19 protein-coding genes are annotated in these 20757 nt (G+C 59.3%); 8 read left to right on the forward strand and 11 right to left on the reverse strand.

Annotated elements, in window-relative coordinates; translation table 11 throughout:
• Positions 1-220 (forward strand): hypothetical protein (locus AC2FNN_RS18070; RefSeq protein WP_496759856.1); only part of this gene is annotated, 220 nt, incomplete at its 5' end.
• Between the two features lie 134 nt (positions 221-354).
• Here the strand turns inward: AC2FNN_RS18070 and AC2FNN_RS18075 are convergent.
• A complete protein-coding gene (locus AC2FNN_RS18075) occupies positions 355-714 on the reverse strand; it encodes a hypothetical protein (protein WP_496759857.1) in 360 nt (119 codons plus the stop codon).
• Between the two features lie 112 nt (positions 715-826).
• Positions 827-2215, reverse strand: coding sequence for a 30S ribosomal protein S12 methylthiotransferase RimO (rimO, locus tag AC2FNN_RS18080; RefSeq protein ID WP_496759858.1), 1389 nt, complete (start codon positions 2213-2215; stop codon positions 827-829).
• 94 nt (positions 2216-2309) lie between these two features.
• Here rimO and AC2FNN_RS18085 point away from each other — a divergent pair, with 94 nt between their 5' ends.
• Positions 2310-4265 carry an AsmA family protein gene (locus AC2FNN_RS18085; RefSeq protein WP_496759859.1) on the forward strand — a complete coding sequence of 652 codons (1956 nt, stop codon included), beginning with the start codon at positions 2310-2312 and terminating at the stop codon, positions 4263-4265.
• A 47-nt stretch (positions 4266-4312) separates the two neighbouring features.
• On the opposite strand, the gene AC2FNN_RS18090 is transcribed toward AC2FNN_RS18085, so the two are convergent.
• Genes AC2FNN_RS18090 through AC2FNN_RS18105 form a run of 4 tightly spaced genes read right to left on the reverse strand, consistent with a single transcriptional unit; the run spans position 4313 to position 8878 of the window.
• Positions 4313-5809: a phosphomannomutase/phosphoglucomutase gene (locus AC2FNN_RS18090; protein WP_496759860.1), complete on the reverse strand. Its 1497-nt coding sequence runs from the start codon at positions 5807-5809 to the stop codon at positions 4313-4315.
• Positions 5810-5824: 15 nt separating this feature from the next.
• Complete coding sequence (gene kdsA / locus AC2FNN_RS18095) at positions 5825-6658, reverse strand: 3-deoxy-8-phosphooctulonate synthase (protein WP_496759861.1); 834 nt, start codon at positions 6656-6658, stop codon at positions 5825-5827.
• A 5-nt stretch (positions 6659-6663) separates the two neighbouring features.
• The gene (locus tag AC2FNN_RS18100) at positions 6664-8241 is read right to left on the reverse strand and encodes a KpsE/RkpR family capsule polysaccharide export protein (RefSeq protein WP_496759862.1); all 1578 of its coding nucleotides are present in this window, start codon (positions 8239-8241) and stop codon (positions 6664-6666) included.
• Positions 8219-8878: an ABC transporter ATP-binding protein gene (locus AC2FNN_RS18105; RefSeq protein ID WP_152458943.1), complete on the reverse strand. Its 660-nt coding sequence runs from the start codon at positions 8876-8878 to the stop codon at positions 8219-8221. The genes AC2FNN_RS18100 and AC2FNN_RS18105 overlap by 23 nt, the downstream gene beginning before the upstream one ends.
• A 247-nt stretch (positions 8879-9125) precedes the next feature.
• Between AC2FNN_RS18105 and AC2FNN_RS18110 the strand changes: the two genes are divergently transcribed.
• Together AC2FNN_RS18110 and AC2FNN_RS18115 are read left to right on the forward strand one after the other, a co-directional pair.
• A complete protein-coding gene (locus AC2FNN_RS18110) occupies positions 9126-9713 on the forward strand; it encodes a uracil-DNA glycosylase family protein (protein ID WP_496759863.1) in 588 nt (195 codons plus the stop codon).
• Entirely contained in the window at positions 9706-10494 is a 789-nt protein-coding gene (locus AC2FNN_RS18115) for an SseB family protein (protein WP_496759864.1), read from the forward strand. The genes AC2FNN_RS18110 and AC2FNN_RS18115 overlap by 8 nt, the downstream gene beginning before the upstream one ends.
• A 60-nt stretch (positions 10495-10554) precedes the next feature.
• Here the strand turns inward: AC2FNN_RS18115 and yghU are convergent, their stop codons facing one another.
• Positions 10555-11433: a glutathione-dependent disulfide-bond oxidoreductase gene (gene yghU / locus AC2FNN_RS18120; RefSeq protein ID WP_496759865.1), complete on the reverse strand. Its 879-nt coding sequence runs from the start codon at positions 11431-11433 to the stop codon at positions 10555-10557.
• A gap of 235 nt (positions 11434-11668) precedes the next feature.
• Between yghU and AC2FNN_RS18125 the strand changes: the two genes are divergently transcribed.
• Complete coding sequence (locus AC2FNN_RS18125) at positions 11669-12187, forward strand: YHS domain-containing (seleno)protein (protein WP_496759866.1); 519 nt, start codon at positions 11669-11671, stop codon at positions 12185-12187.
• Positions 12188-12236: 49 nt separating this feature from the next.
• Here AC2FNN_RS18125 and AC2FNN_RS18130 read toward each other — a convergent pair whose 3' ends face one another.
• On the reverse strand, positions 12237-12902 hold the full coding sequence (locus AC2FNN_RS18130; RefSeq protein ID WP_496759867.1) for a J domain-containing protein: 666 nt from the start codon (positions 12900-12902) through the stop codon (positions 12237-12239).
• 230 nt (positions 12903-13132) lie between these two features.
• Positions 13133-13999 carry a methylenetetrahydrofolate reductase [NAD(P)H] gene (gene metF / locus AC2FNN_RS18135; RefSeq protein WP_171722776.1) on the reverse strand — a complete coding sequence of 289 codons (867 nt, stop codon included), beginning with the start codon at positions 13997-13999 and terminating at the stop codon, positions 13133-13135.
• Between the two features lie 94 nt (positions 14000-14093).
• Between metF and AC2FNN_RS18140 the strand changes: the two genes are divergently transcribed.
• Complete coding sequence (locus AC2FNN_RS18140; RefSeq protein WP_171723621.1) at positions 14094-14999, forward strand: LysR family transcriptional regulator; 906 nt, start codon at positions 14094-14096, stop codon at positions 14997-14999.
• A gap of 98 nt (positions 15000-15097) precedes the next feature.
• Positions 15098-15883, forward strand: coding sequence for an inositol monophosphatase family protein (locus tag AC2FNN_RS18145; RefSeq protein ID WP_171118687.1), 786 nt, complete (start codon positions 15098-15100; stop codon positions 15881-15883).
• 18 nt (positions 15884-15901) lie between these two features.
• Here the strand turns inward: AC2FNN_RS18145 and AC2FNN_RS18150 are convergent, their stop codons facing one another.
• Positions 15902-16645: a rhomboid family intramembrane serine protease gene (locus AC2FNN_RS18150; RefSeq protein WP_496759868.1), complete on the reverse strand. Its 744-nt coding sequence runs from the start codon at positions 16643-16645 to the stop codon at positions 15902-15904.
• A gap of 42 nt (positions 16646-16687) precedes the next feature.
• A complete protein-coding gene (gene putA / locus AC2FNN_RS18155; RefSeq protein WP_496759869.1) occupies positions 16688-20086 on the reverse strand; it encodes a bifunctional proline dehydrogenase/L-glutamate gamma-semialdehyde dehydrogenase PutA in 3399 nt (1132 codons plus the stop codon).
• Positions 20087-20194: 108 nt separating this feature from the next.
• On the opposite strand from putA, the gene AC2FNN_RS18160 reads away from it, so the two are divergent.
• A complete protein-coding gene (locus AC2FNN_RS18160) occupies positions 20195-20677 on the forward strand; it encodes an Lrp/AsnC family transcriptional regulator (RefSeq protein WP_496759870.1) in 483 nt (160 codons plus the stop codon).
• Positions 20678-20757: the final 80 nt, after the last annotated feature.

Here is a 20757-nt window from a genome sequence, read left to right on the forward strand (position 1 = left end):
ATATCAGAAAAGTAATAAAGGATTGACGGACATGAAACTGAAACTCGCTGCCGTTGGCGCATTTGCACTGATCCTGACTGCCTGTGCGCAGCAGGAAGAACCGACACCTGTTTACGTTCAGCCCAGCTATGACAAAGCCGGCACACCCAGCTGTCCGGGTGGTTATCAATTGGCCACAACCGAGGCTGGCCAGACGGTCTGTGACCCAATTACTCAGTAAGCCATTCGCAGGCGGCCCGGACCCGGACCGCCTGCACGCTTTCGGGGAAAAACCGCCGCCATTCATGGCGGTTTTTTCTTGCCTGCGTTTTGCGGCTATCGGGCCGGCTACTTTTTGCAGTGCGCGAACCCCGTTTAGTACCTTTTGATGCCGTAGGTTTGCTTGAACTTGAATGACTTGAATTTATGTCGCTTGACCGACCCATAGGGGTTATGCCCGATGACACGCCGTTTGGGCGCCGAGTATCGATAAACCGGGGCCGGCTTTTTGATACGCACCTTTGGCTGCTTGCCATATGATTTGGCTTTCGGGGCCACGTAATACCGGTTTATCTTGTGACGGCCGTTTTTGTGAAAGCTCAGCTGTTTGCCGCCGACCGCAATGAAACCGGCAGAGCCGACCTGTGTGGGCTGGGCGTAACCGGGGGTGGCCACGAAATGCGCGGCTATCAGGAAAACCACGCAGTTCAGGCCAGGCTTGAAGATACGAGACATGAAAACCTCCATGATTGGCTTTCAGTCCAAGATCGGGTCTGACCGCGTGTTCGGCCAATAAACTCGGTTCACGCTTTGCCCATACGCCGTGTGCTTGACGCGGTGTCAGACTTTAGACGGGCTTGCCCCACAAATCGTATTCTCCGGCCTCATCCACTTCGACCGTGACGATGTCACCGGGCTTGAGGTTTTCGAACCCTTCATCGATGAACAGGTTGCCGTCGATCTCGGGCGCGTCTGCCTTGGTGCGGCAGGTGGCGGCCTCGTCGTCGACCTCGTCCACGATCACCTCAAGCGTTTGTCCGACCTTCGCCCGCAACTTGGCCTCCGAGATCGCCTGTGCCTTTTCCATGAAGCGGTCCCAGCGTTCCTGCTTGACTTCGGCCGGAACGTGATCGGGCAGGTCATTTGACCGCGCGCCATCGACGTTTTCATACTGAAAACACCCGACCCGATCCAGCTGCGCCTCGTCCATCCAGTCCAGCAGGGTCTGGAATTCCGATTCCGTCTCACCCGGATAGCCGACGATAAAGGTCGACCGCAGGGTGATATCCGGGCAGATCGCGCGCCAGGCCTTGATTTCATCCAGCGTTTTGGCTGACGCGGCCGGGCGGGCCATGCGTTTCAGCACATCCGGGTGGGCGTGTTGAAACGGGATATCCAGATAAGGCAGCACGTTGCACCCGGCTTCCGCCATCAGAGGGATCAGGTCCCGCACATGCGGATAAGGGTACACATAGTGCAGCCGCACCCAGGCATCGAGCTGCCCCAGCTCGCGCGCCAGATCGGTGATATGGCTGCGCACTTCACCGTCTTTCCACGGGTTGATGTCGTATTTCCGATCCAGCCCATAGGCCGAGGTGTCCTGGCTGATGACCAGCAATTCGCGCACGCCGTTTTGCACCAGCTTTTCCGCCTCGCGCAGAACCGCATGCGCCGGGCGGCTGTCCAGCTTTCCGCGCATGTCGGGGATGATGCAGAACTTGCACTTGTGGTTGCAGCCCTCGGAAATCTTCAGATAGCTGTAATGGCGCGGCGTCAACTGCACGCTGCTGGCGGGCAACAGGTCCACGAACGGATCAGGATCGGGGGGCACGGCGGCGTGCACCGCATCCAGCACCTGCTCGTATTGGTGTGGGCCGGTGACAGCCATGATGCGGGGATGATGCTCGCGAATGTAATCCGGCTCGGCCCCCAGACAGCCGGTCACGATGACCTTGCCGTTTTCCACCAGCGCCTCTCCGATCGCGTCCAGCGATTCCGCCTTGGCGCTGTCGAGGAACCCGCAGGTGTTCACAATGACGGCATCGGCCCCGGCATAATCCGGCGAAATGCCGTATCCTTCGGCACGCAGCCGGGTCAGAATGCGTTCACTGTCGACCAACGCTTTCGGGCAGCCCAGCGACACCATGCCGATGGTCGGCTGGTTCGATTGGGGTGTCTCGGTGATCCGGGCAGAAGGCGCCAGGTCGGGGCGGAGGTTCGGCGGGTTTGTCGTCATGCGCGGCATATAGTCGGGAAAGCTTCCCCTTGCAAATGTGATGCGTGATTTGAATGATCACGGCAAAGACAAGCCAATAGGCGGAGAGCAGAAAATGAAATGGCTGATGCGCATCCTGTTTATCGTTGTCGCCGTGATCGCGTTGATCATCGGCGCGCTGTTGCTGATGCCGGGGGAAAAGCTTGCCGCGATTCTGGCCGAGCAGGTCAAAGCCCAGACCGGGCGTGATCTGACGCTGACCGGTGACGTGCGCATTTCCTTCTGGCCGGTGGTCGGGATGGAAACCGGGCCGGTGCGTTTCGGCAACGCAAGCTGGGCCGGACCGGAACCGATGCTCAGCGCGGATAGCCTTGCCGTCGGAGTGGACGCTGCCGGGCTATTGCGCGGGGATCTGCGGATCAAACGTGTTTTTGCAGACAATCCCGTGTTGCGGCTGGAACGATCAGATGGGCGCGGCAATTGGGAATTGAGTGCCCCGACAACCGCGACAACTGCGGTCGCGACCGGGGGCACGACGCCCGCTGAGCCCTCGGGGCAGGTCACGCTGGATCAGCTGGAACTGACGAATGCGCGGCTGATTTACGTGGAAAACGGTTCGACGCAAATGGATTTCTCGGGCGTGACACTATCTGCAAGCTGGCCCGAGGTGCCGGCCCCGATGATAATGGAGGCCGCCATGCCGGTGCCCGGGGGGGCGGTTCAGGTTGACCTGAAAATCCCGGACTTACCGGCATTTGCCGCTGGGTCAGTGACTGATCTGGAACTGGCTTTGACGGCTCCGGGCGGAGAGATCGGATTTGACGGGCGCGTCAATCTTGCGGGTGAAATGGATGGAACCACCAAGGTCGTAACGCGAGACACTGAAAGGATGCTTGCCGCCTTCGGTCAGGCCGGCACATCCGTACCGCCCGGATTGGGCAAGACGGCCGATATTTCAGCGCATATGACATATACGCAGGACGGGCGGATTTCCATGCGGAACATGGTTGCGCAATTGGATGACAACCGGTTCGTGGGCGAGGCGGATATCACCATCTCGGACCCGCCGCGTATCGTGGCTCGTCTGGATGCCGGTGATCTGGATCTGTCGCGGATTTCCGAATCTGCTTCTGTTTCAGACGGCACGTCTCAGGCAAACGCTCCTGAACCGGAAGGTTGGTCCAAAGATCCGATCGACGCATCCGCTCTGGCGCTGGCGAATGGTAAGATCCGCCTGACGGCCAACTCGATCGCCGTGCCCGGGATGACGTTCGGCAAAAGCGATCTGACCCTGTCGCTGGATCGGTCGCGGGCCGTTCTGGAAATGCACCCGGCCACGCTGTTTGCGGGTCAGTTGAACGGTCAGGTGGTGGCTAACAACCGCAATGGCCTGTCCGTTGGCGGCAATGTAAAGGCCAGCGGGATCGACCTGAATCAGGCGCTGACCACACTGGCCGGGGTTGAACGCCTGTCGGGAACCGCTGCGGGAGCGTTTGAGTTTCTGGGCGTCGGCCAGTCCGAGGATCAGATCATGCGGTCCCTCAGCGGCAAGGGAAATCTGGATGTCGGTCCCGGCGTGATTTCCGGGCTCGATCTGGACCGATTGATGGGGCAGGGCACAGGTTCAGGCGGAACCACCGTGTTCAACAGCCTGACGGCCAGTTTCACCATCGACCAGGGCGTGTTGACGAACAGTGATCTGCTTATGTCACTGAAGAATTTCCGCGCAGATGGCACCGGCACCGTGGATCTGGGGGCTCGTCACATCGACTATCTGTTCACGCCCGTGGCGCTGCGTGCCAATTCCGGGCAGGGGATATCGGTTCCCGTTCGCATCAAAGGCCCTTGGAGCGACCCGTCGATCAAGCCGGACCTGACCAAGGTGATCGAGGCGGCCGCGGATGTGAAGGTCAAGGAACTGGAAGACGACGCAAAACAGAAGGTTTTTGAAAAGGTCGGCAACGAATTGGATACGACGATCACCGACAGTGATCAGATCGAAGACGCCATCAAGAACAAGCTTGAAGAAGAGGCAAAAAAAGGTCTGCTCAAATTATTCGGCGGTGACTGAGCAACCATCGTGCTTGGGGCATCCGGATATGCCCCAAGCAGTTGTGTTCAGATGGTCTGGTCGTAATCGCCGACACCGGGCTCGGTTCGGATGACGGCGTCAATGTCCGCGAAGATGGCGCGCATCTCAGCCTCGCTTTCGCTGCTTTCACAGACGACGACCAGATTGGGGGTATTGGACGAAGCCCGCACCAGCCCCCAGCTGCCGTTGTCCAGAATCACGCGTGCGCCGTTCACCGTAACCACTTCTTTGATCGCACGGCCAGCGAGTGTTTCGCCCGCATCTCCCTTGGCGACCAGCTTGTCGACCAGCCGCTGAAGGATATCATATTTCTGGGTATCGGCGGCGTGGGGTGACATCGTGGGTGTGGACCAGGTCTTGGGCAGGGCCTTGCGCAGGTCCGACATGCTCTTGCCCGGGTTGCGGTCCATCAGTTTGCAGATTTCGACCGCGACGCGCATTCCACAGTCGTATCCACGCCCGATCGGTTCGGCCAAAAAGTAGTGGCCTGATTTTTCGAACCCTGCCAGAGCTCCGATTTCCTTGACGCGGCGCTTCATGTGGCTGTGGCCGGTCTTCCAGTAATCGGCTTTGACGTCCAGGGCCTGCAACTCGGGGTCGCTGGCGAACAGACCGGTGGATTTCACATCCGCAACAAAGGTCGATCCGGGGTGAAGCTTGGCCAGATCACGGGCCATGATGACGCCAACCTTGTCGGCAAAGATCTCTTCACCTTCATCATCGACGACGCCGCAGCGGTCTCCGTCACCGTCAAACCCCAGCGCCAGATCGGCACTGCTGGATTTCACCGTGGCGGCCATGTCGTGCAGCATCTCCATGGCTTCCGGGTTCGGGTTGTAGTTGGGAAAGGTATAGTCCAGCCGGTTATGGCTGGGCACGACCTCAACCCCGATCCGTTCGAAAATCTCGGGCGCAAAGGCCGAAGCCGTGCCGTTGCCCGTTGCGCAGACCACCTTGAGCGGTCGGGACATTTTGAAATCGCCGACCAGGTCGTCGATATAGGCCTCTTTGACGCCATCGACGAACTCGTACGAGCCGCCTTCGCGTGCGACGCCCTCGCCGTTCAGAACGATGTCACGCAGTTCCGACATCTCATCCGGGCCATGGGTCAGCGGGCGGTCAAAACCCATTTTGACCCCGGTCCAGCCGTTGGGGTTGTGGCTGGCGGTGACCATGGCCACCGCAGGCACATCCAGATGGAACTGCGCAAAATAGGCCATGGGGCTGAGCGCTGGACCGATGTCTTTGACACGGATACCAGCCTGCATCAGGCCCAGCATCAGGGCATTTTTGATCGCCAATGAATAATCGCGATAGTCGTTGCCGACCGCGATCACAGGCTCGATCCCGCGCCTGTGCATCTGCGTGCCAAGCCCCAGCCCAAGCGCGGTCATGCCGGGCAGGTTGATCTCTTCTGGATATTTCCAACGGGCGTCGTATTCACGGAACCCGGTGGGCGTGATCATCGCGTCGCGCAGAAAGGTCCAGCTGTTGGGCGTTACCTCGGTGAGGGGTTTGATCATAAGAAAACTCAATCGTTAAATCTGAATCGGATTCGCTTTAGCAAGCGCATCAAATCGCATCAATGTGTCAACAAGTTGGGGCATCTGGTCGAGCGGGATCATATTTGGTCCGTCCGATGGGGCCGAGTCCGGATCCTGATGGGTTTCAATGAACACGGCCCCAACACCCAGAGAAACCGCGGCGCGGGCCATCACGGGTGCAAATTCGCGTTGTCCGCCCGATGACCCGCCCTGTCCACCCGGTTGCTGCACGGAATGGGTCGCGTCCATCACCACCGGATAGCCGGTCTTCGCCATTTGGGGCAGCGCACGCATATCGGCAACCAGCGTGTTGTAGCCAAATGAGGTGCCACGTTCGGTCAGCAGGATATTCTGATTTCCGGTGCTTTCGACTTTGTCGACGATGTTGGTCATTTCCCAAGGTGCAAGGAATTGCCCCTTTTTCACATTGACCGCTTTGCCGGTGTTGCCGGCCGCCAACAGCACGTCGGTCTGACGGCACAGGAATGCCGGAATTTGCAGAACGTCCACCGCCTCGGCTGCGATGGCGCATTGCGCTTCGGTATGAACATCGGTCAGAACCGGGATGCCCATCGTTTTACGGATGTCATCCAGTACCTTCAGCCCCGCATCGATGCCCATGCCACGCTTGCCCGACAGGGATGTCCGGTTCGCCTTGTCATAAGACGCCTTGAAGACGTATTGCGCACCGGCTGCTTCGCAGGCTTCTTTCATCTTGCCCGCAATCATCTGCGCATGGTCTGCCGTTTCAAGCTGACATGGCCCAGCTATGATGGTCAGTGGAAGGTTGTTGCCGACTGTCAGGTCGGAGATTTTGACATGTTTCATGAGTTTTATGAGGATACCTGTTCACGAAGGACCGACGCGGTAAGCGAGATCATCAGGTAGATACCAGCAAACAACAGGAATGCCAAAATCGTATTTTCGAACTTGCGCGGATAGCTGGGTTCCTGACTGGGAACGGGGTTGACCGAGACGGTCAGATAGCGCACCTGCCGGTTGGCTTCTGACCGGGTCGATTCCATTTGCTGCATTGCCGTTTGCAGCATCATGTCACGCGCCGCCAGGTCCGCCTGCGCGATTTGGATACGCACGCTCAGCCGCGCCAGCGAGTTTTCGCCGTCCGAGGCATCCTGCATCTCGGCATTCAGTTCTTTGAGAACCTTTTCCAGGCGGGTGATATCTGCCTTGACGCCATCAACTTTTGCCTTGTTCGGGCGTAGGTTGTCCTGAAGCGCGGCGAGCTCAAGCTCTTTGTCCTGAACCAGTATTTCGATTTCGTTGATGCGGGCTCGCAGGCTGGCGATGACGTTTTCGGGGTCAAGAACCGCGCCCTGAAGCTGAAGCTCGATCAATTCTTCCTGAGCCTGCCTGCGCGCTTCCTGCGCCGCTTCGAAACTTTGCAGCGCGTCGCGCATCTGGTCTTCGCGTTTTTTTCCGGACAAGGCGTTCACCCTGTCTTCGGCATAAGAAATCAGGCGCTCGGAAAATTCGGTCGATGTCTGCGCGTCGGGGGCGGCAACCTCCATCCGAATGACCCCTTCGGTCGGGTCATAGCCGATGGTGATCATGCGTTTGAACAGCTTATAGGCGTCTTCAAGCGAGGCGTCTGGCGCCAGTCTCTGAATCGGGTCGATCCATTCCTGCTTGAAGACATCAGAAAACCCGGCATCGCGGTCCAGCAACAGCAAAGCTTCTTTCGATTCCAGGAAGGACTGAACCGAGATCGAATCCTGCGTGGTGGCGAATTGCGTACCGGCAAGCAGACCACCGATATTGCCCGGTCCGCCATCCGCTTGCAGGATCAGGAATTCGGAATCGCTGGCATACATCGGCGTGGCGATGCGGTAGAAATAGAAGCCAACAATGAAGGTCGGCAGGAACACAAAGGCCGCCAGGCGCGCAAACAGTCCAAACAATTTACGCTTGCGACGGCGGGCGATGTCTTTTTGGATTTGGCTGATTTCATAATTGCGCCGTTCAGCCGGGCTGAGCTCGGGCCCGGGCAGGTTCGTTTTCTCGGCACCCATGGCCTGCGGCAGTTGAACGTTGATCCTGTCCTTGGGTTTGTCACCCCCGTCCGATGGCCTTGCGGCGGCAAGGTCCAGCAGATTGGTGCGCTGGAAGGGGTCGATGCCCTTTTTGCGCAGCAACCGCACCGCGTCATAGTCCGACGTCGCGGCCAGACCGTGTTTCTGCGCCAGACGTCGTGCGATACGCAATTGACGGCCCGTCAGGCCTTCGCGCTTGATGTCATCCAGCTGCGTCCCGGGCTGTGCTTCGCCAGCGGCCGCAGGGCCTTGCGTCGCGTTGCGAATACGCGAGATGGCGTCCGATCGCGCCTCGGCCGAGCTTTCCGTCTGACGTTTGCGGCGCCAGTTATATTTTCTAACCTTGGGTTTCGTAGTCATACAGCTGCTTTGCCTCTTCCAAGGAGTCAAACATATACAATTGCCCGTCCAGAAGTACGGCCGCTTTCTGGGCGAATTTCTCCAACACGGACGGGCTGTGCGATACGATCACCAAAGTTGTCGTGCGCAACCTTTCCTTCAGGATCGCCCCTGCCTTTTCGTTGAATTCGACATCTGTTGTCGCCGGCATCCCTTCGTCGATGAGATACATGTCAAAGTCCAGCGCCAGCATCAAAGAAAAGGTGAAACGCGCCCTCATCCCAGAGGAATAAGTGGCAAGGGGCTGGTCGAAATATTCGCCCAGACCGCAGAGCCATTTGCAATAGGCCTCGATATAGTCGGGGTCCATACCGTAGATCTTGGCGATGTAGCGCGCGTTCTCAAGCGCTGACAGTTTTCCCGACACGCCACCGGTGAACCCCATGGGGAAGGAAACCCTGCATTCGCGGCGGACCACGCCTTCGTCGGGTTTTTCCAGACCGGCCATCATGTTGATCAACGTGGTTTTTCCGGTCCCGTTCGGGGCCAGAACGCCCAGTGAGGTGCCCAGTTCGACCCGAAACGAGACCCGATCCAGAATCACCTTGCGGCGCGTTCCGGTCCAGAAGGATTTGCTGACGTTGTCGAATTCTAGCATTCGCTGTCTGCTGCTCGTTTCGTTTGTGTTGTCGCACTTACGGGCGGCCAGAAAGGGTATTTTTACCGGCCTATGTTGGCTACATTATGTCGAATTATGAAACAAATGATCAATGCGTTCCGGTTGCACGCATGAATGTCTGATTGGGTGCAGCAAAGGTTTCCGGTCACTTGGTGCCGTGTCAGGTCGTTATTATCTGTTTTAGCAGCCAACAACAGACTGGATGGGCAGGGGCCTTCACGATCAGATGAACGCTTTACGTCAGGAAATCCGCGCCTGCCGCTTGTGTGCCGACAGGTTCGCGCAAACAGAAACCGCACACGAGCCGCGTCCGGTGGTCTGGTTCCGTCCCGGAACACCGATCCTTGTCGCGGGGCAGGCACCCGGCGCCCGTGTGCACGAGTCGGGGCGGCCCTTTACCGACCCGTCCGGCGACAGGCTGCGGCACTGGCTGGGGATTGATGAGACGGTTTTTTACAATCGCGACCGTGTTTCGATCGTACCGATGGCGTTCTGCTTTCCGGGGTATGATGCGCGCGATGCTGATCTTCCGCCACCTGCGATTTGCCGCAAGACCTGGCATGACCGGGTGATGCAGGACCTGGGGCGTGTGCCGCTGACCGTGTTGGTCGGAGGTCATGCGCACAAGTTTCATCTTGGCGCGCGCGGGTCGGTGACGGACACCGTTCGCAACTGGCGGGACCATGCGCCGCGGGTCTTTGCCTTGCCTCACCCGTCCTGGCGCAATACGGCATGGTTGAAGAAAAACCCGTGGTTCAAGGCTGAACTGCTGCCTGTTTTGCGTGCGCGGGTCCAAGAGGTGCTGAATGACTGATTCCACGGCGTTGGACACCGCGCATGCCGCGATGCAGGCGGACCCGACAAATGATGCCGCCCGTCTGCGTTTCTTTGAACGGCTTGCGGATAGCGAGCTGTTTCTGATGCTGACCGAAGAGGCGCGGGACGAGAATATCTCGCCCGAATTGTTCGATGTGGCTGACGGGCGCTTTGTTCTGGCCTTTGATCGTGAGGACCGGCTGGCGCAGTTTGCCGGGCGGCCCGTGCCTTATGTGGCGCTGTCGGGGCGTGTGCTTTCGGGGATGCTGTCGGGGCAGGGCATCGGGCTTGGTCTGAACCTGGAGACTGCGCCATCTTCCATGCTGGTCCCGGCGGAAGCCCTGGAATGGTTGGCTGAAACGTTGCAGCACAGCCCGCAAGAGGTCGAGGAAGAGCTTGCCGAGTTTTTGCCCCCTGCCGGCCTGCCGCAGGCCCTGCTGTCCGCGCTGGATGCGAAACTGGCGACGGCAGGCGGACTTGCCAGCGCGGCCTATCTGGTTGCCACCAAGTCCAAATCGGGCGCGCAGAGCCATCTGTTGGGATTTGTCGATGCCATCGAGGGGGCCGAGCCCGCTTTGGCCAAGGCCGCGTCCGAGGCGCTGACTTTTTCCGGGATCGAGGCAGGCGCGATGGATGTCGGGTTTTTCACCGCAAGCGAGACCGCCGCCGCGCTATTGGCCAAGGTGGGCCTTCGGTTTGACCTGCCCCAGCCGCAAATTGCCGAAACGGTCCGCGAAGCCCCCGGCAGCAATCCGGATAACCCACCCATTCTGAAATAACCATCCAAACGCAAACACGCGGCGCAAGCTGTACCGCGTGTCGTTGCGCCCGGGATATGTTTATTCCGCCGCCGCTTCCAACTTGTCCAGCGTGCGGGTTTCGAAATCGCTGGCGTCGTGGCGTTCGTGAAGCTGCGTGTGCGGCTCGCCAAAGGCGCGGTTGACCATGCGGCCGCGCTGAACCGCAGGGCGCGCGTCGATGGCCTTGGCCCATCGCATGACGTTCTTGTAGGATTCCACGTCCAAGAACTCTGCCGCGCTGTAAAGGCGGCCCAGAACCAACTGGCCATACCAGGGCCAAATCGCCATGTCGGCGATCGAATAGTTTTCACCCGCGATGAAGGTTTTTTCCGCCAGTTCACGATCCAGAACATCCAGTTGGCGCTTGGTCTCCATGGCGAAACGGTTGATCGGGTATTCCCATTTCTCGGGTGCATAGGCGTAGAAATGCCCGAACCCACCGCCCAGATACGGCGCGCTGCCCATCTGCCAGAATACCCAGTTCATCACCTCGGTCCGCTCGGGGCCGGATGCCGGCAGAAACGCGCCGAACTTTTCAGCCAGATGAAACAGGATCGAGGCGCTTTCAAAAACCCGAACAGGTTTGTCGCCCGACCGATCCCAAAGCGCGGGGATTTTCGAGTTCGGGTTGGCCTCGACAAAGCCCGAGCTGAATTGATCGCCTTCTCCGATGTTGATCAGCCAGGCGTTGTATTCAGCGCCTTCATGACCAAGTGCCAGCAGCTCTTCCAGCATCACCGTGACCTTCACGCCATTGGGTGTCGCGAGCGAGTACAGCTGAAGAGGATGCCGTCCGACCGGCAGGTCCTTGTCATGGGTCGCTCCGGCGATCGGTCGGTTGATGTTGGCGAATTGTCCGCCACTTTTACTGTCCCACGTCCAGACCGCTGGAGGGGTATAGGAGGATTGGTCGCTCATCTCTTGCCTTTCTTGCCTATGTCGGGGCTGCCATACAGCTAATATTGCAAACCGCCGAGTCCAACCCCACCCAACTGGCGTATTCTGTAACAATCCGCCGCCAAACTCTCACGTTTTCTCGTGTCGGGTCACAGCGGCGTTAGGGGGACTACGCACCGCTTGGGAATCGCATATTGTCCTGTCAGACCTGCCGCAAGGCATCACGGATTTAGTTGACCCGAAAAGGATGGACGACATGAAACGCTTTGCATTGACACTCGCTGCGGCCATAACTCTGGCGGTTCCGGCTTTTGCCGGCCCTCAATATATTGACGGCACAGGTTTTGCTGTTTCGGGTTACGATGTCGTTGCCTATCGCAGCCTGGATCAAATGCCGGTGGGCCAGTCGCAGCCCGAGGGTGTGCGCGGAAAAGCCGACATCACCGCCGAGTATAACGGTGCGACCTGGGCTTTTGCGACCGAGGAAAACCGCGACAAATTCCTGGAAAACCCGGCATACTACGCGCCGCAATATGATGGGCACTGCGCCTATGGCGTGTCGCGCGGCGGCAAGGTTCCGGCAAACCCGAACCTGTGGCGGATCGTGGATGACAAGTTGTATCTCAACATCACCGACGTGGTTGTCGGATTTTTCGAGGAAGACATTCCAGGCAATATCAATCTTGCCGAAGGTAACTGGCCTGGTATCGAACCAAGCGACGCCTCGACCAATGTGATCCCGAAATTCACGTCGGAAGGCCCGGTTTCAAACTGATCCGGCATCAAAAGAACCAAGCCCGGCAGGTTCAGCCGGGCTCAGGCCGTTACCCCGCAAGCCAGAATTGATCCCGAATATCCTGATCGGCATCAAACCTGATCCGCACACTCTTGGCCCCCGGAAATTTCCGTTCGCGGATCGTATCGGGGATGATGACTTCTCCGGCGCCGGTATCTTTTGACTGAAAGCTCAGAACTTCAGCCTCAGTGTGGCGGGCGCTGGTCAGAACTGTCGTCGGCAAGGCCACGCGATTTGCCCCATGATGCACGGGCGTTGTGACAAAATAGGTCAGATGCCGCCCGTAACACCCGACCGCGTCGGGAACGTGATCCGAGACACACGCATCAGATACGTCCTGAACGTCCCCTTCATCGTGCATTTGCGGCAACCTCTGGTCGGGATTCAGCATCGCCTTGCAGGCGGCGATATCCTCCAGCGGAAGTTCGATGATGCGCTTTTTCAAACGGGGTCGGCGCGGTTGCGGAGGGCCGGAACTGGCACCACCTTTTGTAACCAACCCTTCTTTGCGCAGAAAATCATAAGCCGCCTTGGCGCGCGAAAAACCGGAACTGTCCCCATCCTTGTGATCGGGGTGTGAATGGAAGGCGATCTGCCTCCAGGCGTCCCTGATCTCTTGGGAACCGGCGCAGGGACTCAACCCCAGATTCGCCAACGCATCCGCGCGCGCCCGCACTTTATCGACAGGTTCCATACTCAAAACACTCTTTACAAACTACACATTGCCAGTGTGGTCACAGTCATAGTTTTGTCAATTTTCAAGGATGATTTGCGGGGCTGGTGACAACAATCGCGATATTGAGATTCAATTGTCCCTCAAAGGCGCCGTTTTAGGTGCGTGGCTGTGAAACAGTACACGTCTTCCGAAACGACAAACGCCCGGGCGTAAACGTAACCCGGGCGAATCATTGGATTTTTTGAAAGTCAGGCGACGTTTTCCAGTTCAACGCGCGGTGTAATGCCCAGTGCAAAGCAGACATCGCGCGTCAACTCGGGACGGTTCAGGGTATAGAAATGCAGCTTGTCCACGCCGCCTTCGATCAGGTCTGAACACAGCTCTGTGCAGATTGCCGTGGCCAACAGATCCTCACGCTCGTCGCGCACCGCTTTTTCGAACGCCTGTTCGACCCACTGCGGAATATGCGTGCCACAGCGCTTGGCGAAATTGCGGGCACCTGCCCAGTTCTCGATCGGCAGGATGCCCGGCACGATCGGTTTGTCGATGCCGGCCTTGGCGCAAGCATCGCGGAACCGGAAAAAGGTCTCGGCTTCGAAGAAGAACTGCGTCAGCGCTTCGTCTGCACCTGCGTCCAGCTTGGCCTTCAACCAGTCCACATCCGCAGCCATGTTTGCAGCCTCGGGGTGGGTGTCGGGATAGGCGCCGACACGGATGCTGAACATTTCGGTTTCGGCCAGTGCTTCGATCAGTTCAACCGAACTGGAAAACCCGTCGGGGTGCGGCACAAACTTGTCCTGACCCTTTGGAGGGTCGCCGCGCAGCGCGACGATGTCCTGCACGCCGGCGCGCGCAAAGGTGTCTGCGATCTCCAGCGTTTCCTGCCGCGAAGCATCGACGCAGGTCAGATGAGCGGCCACGTTCAGGCCCGATGACTTGTGCAGGGTTGAAACCGCGTCGCGCGTCAGTTCACGCGTCGTGCCGCCAGCGCCGTAGGTGACGGAAACAAAGCGGGGATCCAAAGGGGCCAATGTCTGGACCGTGTCCCAAAGGCGGAAAGAGGCTTCCAGAGTTTTGGGCGGAAAGAACTCGAAGGAAATTTCAGGTTTGGACATCGTGGCCTCACAGGATCAACTGAGCCTCTTGTGCCATGGCGAGCATTGTGAAACAAACTCATATTACTCAACAACAACATGAATGCTGTTTGAAATGCATATTGAATTCCGGCACCTGCGCACCATCAAGGCGATCCATGAATGCGGCGGGCTGGCCCGCGCCGCGGATCAGTTGAACATCACCCAGTCCGCATTGAGCCATCAAATCAAAGGGTTGGAGGATCAAGCCGGGGTCGAGCTGTTTCTGCGCCGCTCCAAACCCATGAAATTGTCGGCCGCCGGTTTGCGGCTTTTGCGATTGGCCGAGCAGATACTGCCGCAGGTCGAAGCTGCTCAGAATGAATTTTCTTCGCTGCGGGACGGGCGCACGGGGCGGATGCATATAGCCATCGAATGCCACGCTTGTTTCGAATGGCTGTTCCCGGTGCTCGAATCCTTCAGGAAATCCTGGGGCGACGTGGATGTCGATATCCGCCCCGGTCTGGCCTTCGACGCGCTTCCGGCCTTGCAGAAGGAAGAGGTCGATCTGGTGGTCTCGTCCGATCCCGAAGACCTGCCGGGCGTCGAGTTTGTCGAACTTTTCGACTATAACGCGGTGTTTGTGGCCGCTTCGACCCATCCCCTGGCCAAGAAAGACTATGTCGAGGCCGAGGATTTTCGCGGCCAGACCCTGATCACCTATCCGGTGGAACGCACCCGCCTGGATGTGTTCAGCCAGCTATTGATCCCGGCGCGGGTTGAGCCTGCAACGATCCGGCAGGTGGAACTGACCGCCGTCATTCTGCTGCTGGTCGCATCGAACCGGGGCATTTCAGTGCTGCCGGATTGGGTCGTGCGCGAGGTCAAATACAACTCGGACTACGTCACCCGACCCTTGACGAAAGAGGGCATTACTCGGCGTCTCTATGCCGCGGTCCGGTCGGAAGATCTGGAGAAACCCTTTGTGCAGGAACTGGTGAAACTGGCCCGGGAAGAAGCGCGCAAGCTGCAATCCCAGTAACGGCGTTTCCTGCGGGTCTGTTATGCGCATCATTCCTCTTGGCAAGGGCGCATTGCGGCAGTATACGCGCGGTTTGACCGGACAGGAGCCTTTTGACAATGGTTGGCAGCGCAAATCTCAACATCATGATCAAGGCCGCGCGCAAGGCGGGGCGTTCTTTGGTCAAGGATTTCCGTGAAGTCGAGAATCTGCAGGTGTCGATGAAAGGTGCCGGTGATTTCGTCTCAAAGGCCGACATTGCGGCTGAAGCCATCCTGAAAGAAGAGCTGCTGGGCGCACGACCAACCTATGGCTGGCTGGCCGAAGAGGGCGGCTCCATCGATGGCGAGGATCCGACCCGCCGCTGGATCGTCGATCCGCTGGACGGCACCACCAATTTCCTGCACGGCCTGCCGCATTGGGCGATTTCCATAGCACTGGAACACAAGGGCAAGATCGTTGCCGGCGTGATCTATGACGCCGCCAAGGACGAGATGTTCTTTGCCGAAAAGGGTGAGGGCGCCTGGATGAACGACACCCGTATTCGCGTGTCGGGTCGTCATCGCATGATTGAATCGGTCTTCGCGACCGGTCTGCCCTTTGGTGGCCGCTCGGACCTGCCTGCGACTTTGCAGGATCTGGCGCGTCTGATGCCCGCCTGCGCCGGTGTGCGTCGTTGGGGCGCCGCCGCGCTGGACATGGCATATGTGGCCGCGGGCCGGTACGAAGGCTTCTGGGAGCGCCGCCTGAATGCGTGGGATCTGGCCGCCGGTGTGATCATCGTCAAAGAGGCTGGCGGTTTCGTGCAGGCGCTGAACCCTGAAGGCAACGTGCTGGAGGATGGTGAAGTGATCTGTTCGAACGAACCGATCTTCGATCAGTTCGCCAAGGTGATCCGGGGCTAGGCGCCCTTTGAACCGGCTTTAGCGGCGCGGAACGCGTGGAATGCGGGATTGAGACAGCTTGTACTTCGCCTCCGGGTGGGGCGGGTGTCCATGGGTGCGATCCCAGAACAGAATTCCGCCGCGCCTCAGCCACAGCGGGATGCACAGGATCAGGCCAACGGCAAACCCCCCGGTATGGGCCCAATAGGCAATGCCGCCTTCATCCGGATTGCTGGTGACGCTGCCAAAGAACTGTATCGTCAGCCAGACGCCCAGCATGATGAAGGCGGGGATGGTAAAGACCCTGAAATAGACGACCAGGATCAGCAGGATATCCACCCGTGCTTTCGGGAACAGCAGCAGATACCCGCCCATCACGCCGGCAATCGCGCCCGAGGCCCCAACGGTGGGAACTTGGGACTCGGGCCCGGTGATGACGTGAATCAGGCCCGCGCCGATTCCGGCTGCTATGTAAAACAGCAGGAAGGGCAGATGGCCCATCTCGTCTTCCAGATTGTCGCCGAAGATCCATAAGAACAACATGTTGCCCGCCAGGTGCATCCACCCCCCGTGCAGGAACATGGACGTCACGAGGGTTTCCAGCCCGACCCCGTCGCTGACCCGCGCCGGGATTATGGCGTAGTCGAAAAACAGCCTGCCGATCCGTGGCCCATCATCCATGAGGCCTGCATAGCTGAGGAAGATCAGGATATTGGCCGCCAGCAAGGCATAGACAACATAAGGTGTGCGCCCCGAGGGGTTATGGTCGCGGATCGGAAACATGCTGTGACGCTGGGCTTTTGTGCGCCCAGCGTCAAGGCAAGCTTATGCCGCACCTCCCAACAACGCGGCGTTTCCGCCCGCCGCGGTCGTGTCGACGCAGACATGGCGTTCACCAAGTACACGCGCGCGGTCGGGCTTGCCGGGAATAAGCGGCAGAATCGGGCCGTCGCGGCGCGCCAGATGCTGTTCGATCTGCCGCGCTGTTTCCTCATCTCCCCACCACAACACGCCCGAAATGCCGGTCAGGTTTTCCAACCGGTGCAGGTCAAGCATTCCGGTCGCCTGAATGGCGGTGCCACCCAGCGCAGATACAGCATCGGCCTGCGCACGCGCTGCGGCCTCTCCGGGTCCCAAGCACAACAAGGGCGGGCGTGGATACACGCTCAGGCGGTTCGATTCACCGGTCGGGCCGGGCAGGGACCGGGTTTTGACCGGCGCAGGTTGACCCTGTGCCGCAGGCAGATCAGCCACGGCGTCCCAGGTGACCGCCGTGCTTTGACGGTCGGGTGCACAGAAGCGGATCATGTAGTTCGGCCCGCCCGCCTTGGGGCCGGTGCCTGACAATCCTTCGCCACCAAAGGGCTGAGACCCGACGATGGCCCCAATCTGGTTGCGGTTGACATAGATGTTGCCCGCCTGGATCGCCTCGGTCACATGCTGCACGCGGTCGTCGATGCGCGTATGCAGGCCGAAGGTCAGGCCGTATCCGGTGGCGTTGATATCCGCGATGATCTTGTCGATCTCGTGCGATTTGAACCGGGCGACGTGCAGCACCGGGCCGAACACCTCACGTTCCAGCGCGGCGATGCCGGGGATCTCGATCAGTGTCGGAGCAACAAAGATGCCTTCGGGCGGCAACGGAAGCTCCTTCAGCACCCGCCCTTCGTGGCGCGCCTTGGTCACATGTTCGGCGATGCCCTGAAGGGCCTGTTCGTCGATCACCGGTCCGCAATCCGTCGACAAAAGCCAGGGGTCGCCAACTGACAGCGCATCCATCGCCCCTTTGAGCATGGTCAGAACGTTGTCGGCGATGTCTTCCTGCAAATTCAGGCAACGCAGGGCGGAACAGCGCTGGCCCGCCGACTGAAAGGCGCTTTCGATGATTGACTGCACGGCCTGTTCGGGAAGGGCTGTGCTGTCGACGATCATTGCATTCAGACCGCCTGTTTCCGCGATCAGCGGCGTACCGGGGCGCATGGATCCGGCCATTGCCGCACGTATTTTCAACGCGGTGGATGTTGACCCTGTGAAGGCCACGCCCGAGATGCGCGGATCCGACGTCAGCGCCGCACCCACGGCGGGCCCACCCGGCAACAGTTGCAGCACATCGCGTGGCACCCCCGCCTCGTGCAGCAGCTGTACAGCCCGATGCGCGATCAGGGGGGTCTGGGGCGCAGGCTTGGCCAGAACCGCGTTTCCGGTTGCCAGCGCAGCAGAGATCTGCCCAGAGAAAATCGCCAGCGGGAAGTTCCACGGGCTGATACAGGTGAAAATCCCCGCGGGTTCGGCATCGGGGATGTTGGCTGCATAGTAACGCAGGAAATCCACCGCCTCGCGCAGTTCGGCCACCGCATCGGGCAGCGACTTCCCGGCCTCACGCGCCAGCAGCGCAAACAACTCGCCATAATGCGCTTCGTAAAGATCGGCTGCGGCATTGAGGATGCGGGCGCGTTCGGCAGCGGGCGCATCCCAGGGGTTGGCCGATGCCAATGCCATTTCCACATCCGCCGCGCTGGCTGGGGCCACCGCGCCGGGCTTGTCCTGAGGCCGTGCCGGATTGATCACCGGCTCATCCGCTTCAGGCTTGGCCGCGTCGGCCAGCAAGGGTTGCGCATACCAGTGATGGGCACGGAACTGATCCCGTGCCGCATTGATCTGATCCAGGGTTGGTGTGTGATGCAGGTCAAAACCCTTGGAATTCGGTCTTTCAGGCTGGAACAATTCCGGCCCGGTCGGCAGTGCGGGCGGAGGGGTCCGGACCGCAACAAACGGATCGGCGGCGACCACTTCCGGTGGCACATCCTCGTCCACAATCTGGTTGACGAAGGATGAATTCGCGCCGTTCTCCAACAAGCGTCGAACCAGATAAGCCAGCAAGTCGCGATGCGCCCCCACAGGTGCATAGATGCGGCAACGGGTGTTCTGCTTGTCCATCACGATCTGATGCAAGGTCTCGCCCATGCCATGCAGGCGCTGAAACTCGAACGGTTGATCTTTGGCCATGTGGAGGATGGCGCTGACCGTGTGCGCGTTGTGCGTGGCGAATTGCGGATAGATCCGGTCGGTCATGCCCAGCAGTTTGCGTGCATTGGCGATATAGGAGACGTCGGTTGCCGCCTTGTGCGTGAAGACGGGAAAGCCATCCACCCCTTCGACCTGCGCGCGTTTGATCTCGGTATCCCAATAGGCGCCTTTGACCAATCGAACCATCAGCTTGCGATCGTGACGTTCGGCCATGCCATATAGCGTATCCAGTACCAGGCCTGCGCGCGGGCCATAGGCCTGAACCACGATGCCAAACCCGTGCCAGCCGGCAAGGGCCGGGTCGGACATCACCGCCTCTATCACCTGCAACGACAGCGACAGGCGATCCGCCTCTTCTGCATCGACGTTCAGGCCCATTCCGGCCGCCTTGGCCAGCAGGGCCAGCGCCCGCAGCCGCGGCACCAGCTCGTCCATCACACGCTGTTCCTGTGCCAGCTCATAACGGGGATGCAGGGCGGACAGTTTTACCGAAATGCCCGGGTTGGCGCGGATATCGTCATGAGTGCAGGCCTCGGCAATGGCCGAGATGGCGCGGGAATAGGACAGGTGATAGCGCGCCGCGTCCGCCTCGGTCCGGGCCGCTTCGCCCAGCATGTCGTAGGAATAGGTATAGCCTTTTTCCTCCATCCCGCGCGCGCGGTCCATGGCGGACTGAATGGTTTCCCCCAGAACGAACTGTCGGCCCATCTCTTTCATCGCGCGTGCGACGGCAGTCCGGATTACCGGCTCGCCCAACCGCTTGATCGCACCGCGCAGCGCCCCGACCGGAGACGCCTTTCCTTCGTCCAGCACCTTTCCGGTCAACATCAGCGCCCATGTCGAGGCGTTCACCAGCGAGGACGAGGATTGCCCCAGATGCTTGCCCCAATCGGATGGTGCGATCTTGTCTTCGATCAGCGCGTCAATTGTGTCGGCATCCGGCACACGCAGCAACGCCTCGGCCAGACACATCAGGGCGATGCCTTCGTCGGTGGACAGGCCATATTCGGCCAGAAACACCTCCATCAACCCCGGAGAGGTGCTGGACCGGATGTCGCGCACAAGCTGCGCAGCCGCGTCGCTGATGGCGCTGCGATCCATGTCCGTCAGGCTGGCCTGAGAGATCAGTGTCTCAAGCACTGCCGACTGATCGGCATAGGTGGAAATATCGATGAGGGTGCGCAGGCTGTGTGACATATGTCCTCCGGTCTTTGAGGTAATATAATGCGGAAAAATCAGGACAACGGACCAATTATTGGCTATTGGAAGGTCAACGTTCTGAATATTTGGCAAAAGACAGCGCAAATGAGCTTTCATGATTTGGATCGGTTCGACCGGTCGATTCTAAGGATTCTGGCCGAGGATGGCCGTATCTCGGTGGCCGATCTTGCACGCGAGATCGGGCTGTCGAAATCTCCGACGCAAGCGCGGCTCAAACGGCTTGAAGCAAGCGGAGTAATCCAGGGGTATCGGGCGATGCTGGATCCGATCCGGTTGGGCCTGGATCATGTCGCGTTTGTCGAGGTGCGTTTGACCGATACCCGCGAAAAGGCGCTGGCCGAGTTCAACGCAGCCGTCCGCAAAACCGCCGAGGTCGAGCAGGCGCATATGATCGCATCCAACTTTGACTATCTTCTGAAAGTGCGCACCGCCACGATGTCGGAATACCGCCGTGTATTGGCCGAGAAGATTTCGTCTCTGCCGCATGTTGCCAGTACCTCAACTTTTGTTGCGATGGAGGCCGTGAAGGAAACCGGTATGCTGGGCGGTTTTGAACATCAGCCTTGACGCGGCGGAATTATGGCCCACCCTTGGTTCGTGATGCGAACCTGTGCTGCAACGTTTTTTCTGATCGCGTGTTCATGCTC

The sequence above is a fragment of the Ruegeria sp. BHSA118 genome, from assembly GCF_059613405.1.